Source organism: Microbacterium sp., assembly GCF_049661145.1.
Lineage (GTDB): Bacteria > Actinomycetota > Actinomycetes > Actinomycetales > Microbacteriaceae > Microbacterium.
The window spans coordinates 1-3,787 of the sequence record NZ_JBASZT010000283.1 but is presented as its reverse complement, the minus strand read 5'-3'; the positions used below and the strand labels follow the sequence as shown (position 1 = coordinate 3,787).

Below are 3,787 nucleotides of genomic sequence, written 5' to 3'. Positions count from 1 at the left end.
CCCTGCGCGCCGGGGCCCTGCGCGCAGCCCTGTCCGGGCCGTCGTCGCGCCTGTTCGCGCACGCGTACGCCATGGGTTTCGACCGCGGCGCCTGAGCCTCCGCACGGCAGTGGCTGCGACTCCCACCACCTCAGACCCGCCACCTCAGACCCGCCACCTCAGACCCGCCACCTCAGACCCACCACCTCAGACCCGTCACCCCGACCCACCCGACCCACCCCGACCCACCCCACGGGGCTCACGCGCCGCGCGTGGCCACGAGCTGCGCGGCGAGCAGGAGCGCGCCCAGCATCGTGAGCCGGAAGAGGCTGCGTCCGGGCGGATGCCGCGCCGCGATCGCCAGGGTCGCGATCGCGACGGCGACCACCGCGCCGAAGAACGCCCACGCGACGGGTCCGGCCGTGGCGACGTCGCCGCCCGCGGGCCCCACGAGCACGGCCAGCGCACCGAGGAGGATGCCGATGACTGCCAGCACGACGGACGCCTGCGCTCCCAGGCGATGCGGCAGGCCCCGCACGCCGGTGCGATCGTCGTCATCGAGGTCGGGCAGCACGTTCGTCAAGTGCACGGCCGCCCCGAGCACGGCGCCGGCGATCGTCGCCCACGGCGTCGCGAGCTGCGGTGACTCGGCCGACAGCGTCGCAAGCGACGGGAACGAACCGAAGCTCACGACGAAAGGCACGACCGACCAGGCGGAGCTCTTGAGACCCGCGTTGTACGCCCACGCCGACGCGAGCGCGACCGTGTGCACCGCGGCCATCGCCGGACCCAGCACGAGCGACAGGACGAGTGCGAGTACGAGCGCGGCTATCGCCGCGCCCCAGGCCGTCCGCACGCCGATGTCGCCCCGGGCGATCGGCTTGTCGTGCCGGCCCACCGCCCGATCGCGGTCGGCGTCGATCGCGTCGTTCGAGATCCCGACCGAGAGCTGACCCGCCAGCACCGCAGCTGCGAGCACCAGCGTGCGCCACAGCGAAAGCCCGGCGGCGACACCCAACGCGACGGCGAGCACCGTCACGACCAACGAGGGGCCGGGGTGCGACGACGCCCACAGCGCCCGCACCCGCCTCATCCTCTGACCTCCGGCATGCCCCGACGCTAGCCCAGCGCGCCGCTCTTGACCCGGGTCTGGCCAGCCCCAGCCCCAGCCCCAGCTCCATCGCCGACGCCAGCGCCGACGCCGAGTGCGCCGGTTGCTGCCGAGAGCACCCCTTGTGAACGGGCAACAACCGGCGGACTCGGCACGAACCGGCACACTCGGCGGGATGAGGGCGGGACGAGGGCGGGACGAGGGCGGGCAGGCGAGCGGGCGGGATGAGGGCGGGCGGGTCGTGTCAGTCGTCGAGCAGCTCGGCCTCGATGACGTCGTCATCATCGTCGAACGAGCCAGCACCAGAGCCAAAACCCGAACCCGAACCCGAACCGGATGCCGCGGCGCGCTCCTCGGGCGCGGGTCCCGTGCTGGTGAGCACGAGCTGCGCGCCGGAGGCTTCCACATCCACCCGCACGATGTCGCCGTCGCGCACGCCGCCCGACAGCAGCGCCATCGCGAGCCGGTCCTGGATCTCGCTCTGGATGAGCCGGCGCAGCGGCCGCGCCCCGAACAGCGGGTCGTAGCCGCGCTCCGCGAGCCACGCCCGCGCGTCGGGCGTCACCGCGAGGGTGAGTCGGCGCTCGTGCAGCCGGCGCTGCAGCGCGTCGACCGAGAGCTCCACGATCTGCGCAAGGTCGTCCTGCGAGAGCGCCTGGAACATCACGATGTCGTCGAGCCGGTTGAGGAACTCGGGCCGGAACGCCTGGCGCACGAGCGCCATCACCTGCTCGCGCTTGACCTCCACGGGCAGCGTCGGGTCGATCAGCATCGGCGACCCGAGGTTCGAGGTGAGGATCAGGATCGTGTTCGTGAAGTCCACGGTCCGGCCCTGCCCGTCGGTCAGGCGCCCATCGTCGAGCACCTGCAGCAGGATGTCGAACACCTCGGGGTGCGCCTTCTCGACCTCGTCGAGCAGCACGACGGAGTACGGACGGCGGCGGACCGCCTCGGTCAGCTGACCGCCCTGCTCGTACCCGATGTATCCGGGAGGGGCACCGACCAGCCGCGCGACGGAGTGCTTCTCGCCGTACTCGCTCATGTCGATGCGGACCATGGCGCGCTCGTCGTCGAACAGGAACTCCGCGAGCGCCTTCGCCAACTCGGTCTTACCCACGCCGGTCGGCCCGAGGAACAGGAACGAACCGGTGGGCCGGTTCGGGTCGCTGATGCCGGCGCGCGAGCGCCGGACGGCATCCGACACCGCCTTCACGGCATCCTTCTGGCCGATCAGGCGCTTGCCGAGCTCGGCCTCCAGGTGCACGAGCTTCTCGCTCTCACCCTGCAGCAGCCGTCCCACCGGGATGCCGGTCCACGCCGCGATGACGGCGGCGATGTCCTCGTCGGTCACCTGCTCGTTGACCATGCGCTCCTGCCCGGCGCCCGCGCCGGACTCGGCACGCTCGGCCTCGGTGACCTCTGCCTGCAGCTGCTTGATCGTCTCGTATTCGAGTTTCGACGCCTTCGCGTAGTTGGCTTCGCGCAGGGCGCGGTCACGCTCCGTGATGGCCTCGTCGAGCCGCTTCTTCAGGTCGCCGACCCGGTTCAGCCCGCTGCGCTCCTGCTCCCAGCGCGCCTCGAGCGCCTTCAGCTCCGCCTCGGCGCCGGCCATCTGCTCGCGCAGCTTCGACAGGCGTTCCTTGGATGCCGCGTCCTTCTCCTTCTTGAGCGCGAGCTCTTCGAGCCGCATCCGGTCGACCTGCCGCTTGAGCTGGTCGATCTCGACGGGCGAGGAGTCGATCTCCATCTTGAGCCGGCTCATCGCCTCGTCGATGAGGTCGATCGCCTTGTCGGGCAGCTGCCGCGACGGGATGTAGCGGTTCGACAGCGCCGCCGCCGCGACGAGCGCGCTGTCGGTGATCGTCACGCCGTGGTGCGCCTCGTACCGACCCTTCAGTCCGCGCAGGATCGCGACGGTGTCTTCGACGCTCGGCTCGCCGACATACACCTGCTGAAAGCGGCGCTCCAGCGCGGCATCCTTCTCGATGAACTCGCGGTACTCGTCGAGCGTGGTCGCGCCGATGAGGCGCAGTTCGCCGCGCGCGAGCATGGGCTTGAGCATGTTGGATGCCGCGACGGACCCTTCGCCGCCGCCGGCGCCCATGAGGACGTGCAGCTCGTCGATGAAGGTGATGATGCGGCCCTCGGACTCGGTGATCTGCTTGAGGACGCTCTTGAGGCGCTCCTCGAACTGCCCGCGGTACATCGCGCCCGCGACGAGGGCGGAGATGTCGAGGCTGACGAGCTCTTTGTCCTTGAGGCTTTCGGCGACATCGCCGGCGACAATGCGCTGCGCGAGTCCCTCGACGACGGCGGTCTTGCCGACGCCGGGCTCGCCGATGAGCACCGGGTTGTTCTTCGTGCGGCGGGTGAGCACCTGGCTGACGCGGCGGATCTCGCTGTCGCGCCCGATCACCGGGTCGAGCTTGCCCTGCCGGGCACGGTCGGTGAGGTTGATCCCGAACTGTTCGAGAGGGCTCTGCTGCTCCTCCTGCCCGGGTGCGGGTTGTGCGTTCATTCGTTCTCCTTGAATCCTGCGGCGATCAAACTTGAGTCGCCTAGGCTCAAGTTTAGCACGACGGATGCCGGGTGCAAGCGCGCCGGGCCAGCCGCCCTGCCGCCCGCCGCCCGGGCGCCCGCTCCCGATTCGCCACCCGGTCCCGCGAGAGAACAACGGGCCGCCGAGAGAACGGGTAC

Annotated in this window: 2 protein-coding genes; both read right to left on the bottom strand. The window is 70.9% G+C overall.

The window, feature by feature from the left end; all coding sequences use genetic code 11:
* Positions 1–238: 238 nt before the first annotated feature.
* Positions 239–1,072 (bottom strand): UbiA family prenyltransferase, encoded by an 834-nt coding sequence (locus WBP48_RS12020; protein WP_424440730.1) that lies wholly within the window; start codon positions 1,070–1,072, stop codon positions 239–241.
* A gap of 262 nt (positions 1,073–1,334) precedes the next feature.
* Complete coding sequence (locus WBP48_RS12015) at positions 1,335–3,608, bottom strand: ATP-dependent Clp protease ATP-binding subunit (RefSeq protein WP_424440728.1); 2,274 nt, start codon at positions 3,606–3,608, stop codon at positions 1,335–1,337.
* Positions 3,609–3,787 lie beyond the last annotated feature (179 nt).

Bases quoted from the DNA above. Each gene is read 5' to 3' on its own strand.
- WBP48_RS12020 (WP_424440730.1), bottom strand. From the start codon at position 1,072: ATGAGGCGGGTGCGGGCGCTGTGGGCGTCGTCGCACCCCGGCCCCTCG.
- WBP48_RS12015 (WP_424440728.1), bottom strand. From the start codon at position 3,608: ATGAACGCACAACCCGCACCCGGGCAGGAGGAGCAGCAGAGCCCTCTC.